The organism is Echinicola sediminis (genome assembly GCF_054777495.1).
Genome location: NZ_BAAHAP010000166.1, coordinates 1 through 6,056, shown reverse-complemented (window position 1 = coordinate 6,056; position 6,056 = coordinate 1). Strand labels below are relative to the sequence as shown.

Annotated in this window: 3 protein-coding genes; 2 read left to right on the top strand and 1 reads right to left on the bottom strand. The window is 40.7% G+C overall.

Annotated elements, in window-relative coordinates; all coding sequences use genetic code 11:
• The first annotated feature begins 442 nt into the window (after positions 1-442).
• Together ACYVAA_RS22005 and ACYVAA_RS22000 are read left to right on the top strand one after the other, a co-directional pair.
• Positions 443-3,859, top strand: coding sequence for a SusC/RagA family TonB-linked outer membrane protein (locus ACYVAA_RS22005; RefSeq protein ID WP_460546047.1), 3,417 nt, complete (start codon positions 443-445; stop codon positions 3,857-3,859).
• A gap of 33 nt (positions 3,860-3,892) precedes the next feature.
• Positions 3,893-5,479: a RagB/SusD family nutrient uptake outer membrane protein gene (locus ACYVAA_RS22000; protein ID WP_460546045.1), complete on the top strand. Its 1,587-nt coding sequence runs from the start codon at positions 3,893-3,895 to the stop codon at positions 5,477-5,479.
• 394 nt (positions 5,480-5,873) lie between these two features.
• On the opposite strand, the gene ACYVAA_RS21995 is transcribed toward ACYVAA_RS22000, so the two are convergent.
• Positions 5,874-6,056: hypothetical protein (locus ACYVAA_RS21995; RefSeq protein WP_460546043.1), on the bottom strand; the 183-nt coding region annotated here is incomplete at its 5' end.

Sequence of the window (6,056 nt, the reverse complement as noted above, 5' to 3'; positions counted from 1 at the left end):
GTTTTTAAGGGATTCAGTAAATCTAAATTTTCGATTATCGTTTGGTGTTTTCGCAAACAAATTGATTGTGTGCGGAAACATTTTTGAAATTAATTTTGAATAGTTGAAATATCTTTCTACTTTGGCCTTACGAAAAAAGATGGAAAGGCCTCTCTATTCTGACATCATATTAAGGATTTGTCTACCGGAATGTTAAGTTTTTATTAACTGGTGTTTTGGTTTCGACAACGATTGCATAAGGTGGCTGTTTGGTGAACTTCTTTTGGGATTTGCCAGATAGCTGAAGATTGGATTTTAAAAAGCAAAAGACCATCATCAAGATGCCATTAAAGCAAACGGATGCTTTAAGTGATGGTGCTGAAAAAAATATTGCAAATGATTACGGTATGAGTCCGTATCAGGCTTTCACAATGAGACAACTCTTTCACCTAAACTTATAAATATGAAAAAACAAATTACCCAACAATTAAATCCCAAATCGCTTTTCCTAAGGAAGGGCAAACTCCTGCTAGCGCAGAGTATGCTGGTAGGAGGAGTGGTATTTTCAGGCTATGCGGCCGGAAACAATTTGGAAAATACTGCTCTAGCCAATGAGGCTATCAGCTTAAGGGAGGCTGATATTACCGTAAAAGGTACGGTAAAGGATACTAATGGTCAGCCACTGCCAGGTGCTGCTGTTACTGTGCAGGGCCAAAGTAAGGGAACCATCACCGATTTGGATGGTAACTTTTCCTTGGATGTTCCTGAAGGAGCGACTTTGAAAATCTCGTTTTTGGGTTTTACTTCCCAAACGGTCCAGGTAGGCAACAAGACAGAAATCAACATCATCTTGGAAGAAGAGGCATCGGCACTTAATGAGGTGGTGGTGACTGCTTTTGGTATGGCCAAGGAGCAAAAGGCCTTAGGTTATGCTACTAGTACCATCAAGTCAGATGAGTTGGTGAAAGTAGGTACTCCTAACGTAGCTTCAGCGCTTTACGGTAAAGCACCGGGTGTAAGGATCCAAACGGGTGCTGGTGGAGCAACTTCTGCGGTGAATATCCAGATCCGTGGTGTGAACTCCATTACCGGTAAAAACCAGCCATTGATTGTAATGGATGGTGTGCCTATCCGTAATGAGGAAGTGACCAATAATAACTATTGGGGAGATCAGCGTTTGAGGGGTAACGGCCTTTTGGACATTAACCCGGCAGATATTGATAATATCTCCATTCTGAAAGGAGCTTCTGCTGCAGCGCTTTACGGTTCAGAAGCCGTAAATGGTGTAGTGTTGATTACCACCAAAAAAGGTAAGGCGGGCGAAAAAGGTATGAATGTGGATTTCAGTGCCAATTATACTGTAGATAAAATCGCCTATTTGCCAAGGTATCAAAATGTGAGAGGTCCAGGTTTGCCTAAACATGTTGTTGACTTAGGTCAAGCAGAAGATGGGTTCAATTATACTGAGAACGGTGTGCGTACGGTTCCCAATGCTACTACCAACTACGGTCCTGTATTTGACGGAGAGCCGATGTTGGCATGGGATGGCGTGTCCAGACCATATGTGGCTCAGGAAGATAACTATGCGGCACTGTTCAATAACCCGGTGAGTTCTCAAGTAAACGTAGCGATCTCAAATGCCACAGAGAATGGTAACTTCCGTCTTTCCTTGACCCGTCAGGATAATGAGGCTTTAAGTTTGAATTCCAGTAACAGCAAGAACATTGTGAACTTGAATTCCAGCTATAAGGTAAGCAAGAGGATCAAGACGGATTTGATGATCAACTACATCAATCAAAATACCAAGAATAGACCTTATTCTATTGACCGAATGATCAATAACTTCGGCGGTATGATGACCCGTTTTGATAATGGAGCTTGGTATTTGGACAGGTATCAGACCAGTAGAGGCTACAGGTTCGTTACTGGTAATGGTCAAAGCTTGACTCCGGATGAAAATATCACCGGAAATGGATTCAGAGGGGATATTGCAGATTATGTGTGGAGAGTAAACAAACATAGAGCATCTGAACTTAGTAATCGTGTGATTGGTAGTTTGACTAACCATATTGATATCACTGATGAGTTGAACTTAAGGGCACGTGTTTCTACTGATTTTACCAGCCGTTATTCAGAAGATAAACAAGCCACTACTAGACCATTGGCCTTTGGACCATCAGGTTATTTCGGTATGCAGTCAGAAGTGTTCAATATCCTATACGGTGATTTAATGCTTAATTACACTAAAAAAATCACCGATGAAGTGACATTAAGTGCTATGGCAGGCTATACTGCCAGAAGAGAGAGTATTAGAAGTATTAGTAGAGGAACCAATGGAGGTCTGAGCACGGAGAATTTGTTTGACGTTGTTGCTTCTACCAATCTTCCTAACAATGGGTCTATGAGAGAACACCGTGTGATTGATGCAGCGATGGGAACTCTTAACCTTGATTTTAAAGGCGTTTGGTTTGTAGAGGGGACTCTTCGACGTGACAGGATTTCCACCATGAATCCAAACAACAATACCTTTATATATCCATCTGTGAACACCAGTTTCGCTATTTCGGATGCGGTTACTTTGCCTGAGTTTATTACCTTTTCTAAGCTAAGAGGTTCTTGGGGTATCGTGGGTAATTATCCAGATACGTATAGGGCTAATATTGCTTACAACCAAAATTCTCTTGGGGTACAGCAGCCTGGAGGTAACAATGTGTTGTATACAACGATTCCTTCCAATTTTGGTAACGATGGTATTAAGCCAGAGCAAAAGCATGAATTTGAGTTTGGTTTAGATACCCGTTTCTTCAACAACCGATTCGGTTTGGACATATCTTATTATAATGCCCAGATCCGTGACCAAATTTTGCCTTTGACATTGCCTTCTTCTGCCGGTGCAGGTTCAGTATTTACGAATATTGGTACCCTGAGAAATCAAGGTGTTGAAATTTCATTGAACGGTTCATTGATGGAGAGCAGAGACTTTGGTTGGAATGCTACTTTCAATATCGCTAGAAACGTTAACAAGGTTGAAAAACTGGCCAATAACGCTACTGAATTATTACATGCAGATTACGACGGAAATGCGGCGCAGCTAAGATCCATTGTGGGTAGACCTATGGGTGATTTCTATGCCCGTCCAATTGCAACAGATGCAAACGGTAATAAAATCGTTCAGCCAAATGGTCTTTATAAAATCGACAGTGAAAACTGGATTCAGGTGGGTAACGCTATGCCTGATGCAGTAGGTGGTTTTATCAATGACTTTAGGTATAAGAACTTCAACTTCTCAGCTGTAATGGATTTTCAGATCGGTGGTAGTGTAATGCCAACTGGTATCAACTGGATGATCAGCCGTGGTTTGACGGAGGAAAGTTTGAACTATATGAACGAAGAAAGAGGTGGGTTGGCTTATTATTTAGATGCTGATGGAAAAGGTGTTCAGGTAGAGCATTCTACTGCCCAAGGGCCTAATGGAGAGACCGTTTATCATGATGGTATGATGATGGATGGTGTTACTGCTGACGGGGAGATGAATGACAATGTGATATCTCAAGCTTACTATTACTGGAATACTTATAACTGGGGTGGGCCGCAATACAGCCAGTCAAGATACGAGTTGTATGTTAAGGATAATGATTATGTAAAAATGAGAGAATTGTCTTTAGGGTATACAGTTCCTAACTACATCACTTCTAAAATTGGCGTGTCTAACTTGAACATTTCGGTATTCGGTAGGAATTTGTTCTTCCTTTATAGAAATATTAAGGACCTAGATCCTGAGGTATTGACAGGAGGTTCTAGATGGGCTCAATCATTGACCAGTGCAGGTACCAATCCGGCAACCAGAACTTATGGTGTGATGTTAAGAGCGAAATTCTAATAGTTATTTTAAGAACAACTCATATTTAACAACATGAATATCAAAAGATTATTTATATATGTATTTCTGATTGGCGGCTTAGCGAGTTGCTCTATATCAGATTTTGAGGATAATTATACGGATCCCTCCAAACTTGCCGAAACTACCGTAGGCAAGCAGTTTACTGGGATGATGCATTCTAATCGCCTTTATGTATTGCCTGGGTACAGGGATTACTTTGTGGTGAAGAGAATTACTTCAAACAGGTATACCCAAGCTACCGGGTGGGTGAACGTTGAAAACCAATATGTGCCTGGTTCTGCAGCTGTCAGTGAGCGTTGGGATGTTTATTATAACTTTATGGCCCAATTCCGCGAGATGCAAAAAGTGTATGCAGGTCTTTCTGAAGTGGAAAAAGAGGATAATCGCGTTTTTGTGATCGCTGCAACCACTTATTTTTATGACCGTACGCAACAGTTGATCGACCTGTATGGAGATATTCCATGGAGTGAGGCGGGCATGTTGAGTACCAATGGAGGGGATTATACTAAATCTTATCCAGCTTATGATAATGCTGATGCGATTTATGCAAAAATGTTGGACGATCTTGCTTCTTTCGCTGATGAATTGAGTGGGCTAGAGTTGAATGCGGCTGTAGAAGTGGATTTCAAAACTCAAGATTTGGTTAATCGTGGTGATATTGACCTTTGGTTGAAGTATATAAACTCTTTGAGGTTAAGAATGCTTACCAGGGTTAGTGGCACTAGTGAGTTTGGTGCAAGAGCTAAATCTGAAATCGGAGCCATTTTGTCAAATCCTTCTGAATATCCGGTAGTAACCGAAAATGATAGCAATATTCTTTTCCAAATCCATTCTTTGGGAACCTTGATGTCTGCGAATGATTTTCAAAGTGGTCTTGAAAGTTGGGATGGAAATATAGCTGGAAAGGCTATCGTGGACCACATGGTGGATAATCAGGACCCTAGGTTGACTTATGTGTTTGAGCCAGGTTTGGAATCCGAAACAGGAGATTATATTGGACTTGATCCATTAATGAATCCAACGGACCAAAATGCACTGGTGTTGACTCAGACTTTGGCCATTTATAATCGTTCTACTATCAGTAGAAATCAGTTTTTCCCAGGTGTTATCATGACTGCGGCAGAAGTACATTTAATGGCAGCAGAATACTACCTTGGAGAAAATCAGGATGCCACGGCTAAAATGCACTACGAGGAAGCCATCAAGCAATCGATAGGTTTTTATGAGTATTTGAGAGGTATTAGCAACAATGCGGATGCTGAAGCTCCAGTGGTGCCTACTGATGCGGCTATTGAGGATTACTTGTCAATGGATGCTGTTTCATGGGATGCCGCTACTTCTTCTGCAGAAAAGTTGGAATTGATAGCAGAACAGAAATGGCTTCATTTCAATGTAGTTCAGCCAAATGAAAGCTGGTCAGAAATCCGTAGATTAAAGAAGCCTGAATTAGATTTTTGGGTGGATAATTCCAATCAGCAAAGTCTTCCTGCAAACCGTTGGATGTATCCAGGGTCTGAGCAGACTTATAACATGGAAAATTATTCCAAAGTACAAGCGAATGATAAGCTGAGCAATAAGTTGTTCTGGGATGTCAACTGATCAATCTCAGATTGATATAATATCATAGGTTATTTGAAAGGCCGTACCTCAATTAAGTGGTACGGCTTTTTTTGTTCATTCCTTTAGAGGCCTTGATGCGGAAATCAACTTCTTCAGGCTAAGTCAAATCAATTGTCCAGGATTGAATAATGACTATTAAGGGCTTCATTGGGCGTTTGTGGATGTCATTTGAAGGAACTGATTATTGGTTTATTGTCTGGTGTTGTTTGGAGGAGATGGTAGGAGTTCCTAAGAGGCGAGGAGGGGGGCAAAGCATAGGGGATTTTAGTCAGTTTGAGTGTATTTGACATTTTGATAAAAAGCATTACGAAATAATATTCTGTTTTATGTATTATGTAAATTTTTACTTATAAAGTTATTGATAGTGTAAAAATTAAACTTTTTTATTGAAAATATTTGAATTTAAACCGGCCTGTATTATCTTTGTATCATAAGGAAAAGACAAAAGGTCTTTAGATACTGTAGGGTGTTGAAATTGGCAGACAAGCCCTCCTGTCTCGGGGGTGGGGATTCCAGGAAAAAGCAAATATCGAGCTCGTGTTTTGCCTAACTGCCC

Coding starts and splice junctions, on each gene's coding strand:
- ACYVAA_RS22005 (WP_460546047.1), top strand. CDS start 443: ATGAAAAAACAAATTACCCAACAATTAAATCCCAAATCGCTTTTCCTA.
- ACYVAA_RS22000 (WP_460546045.1), top strand. CDS start 3,893: ATGAATATCAAAAGATTATTTATATATGTATTTCTGATTGGCGGCTTA.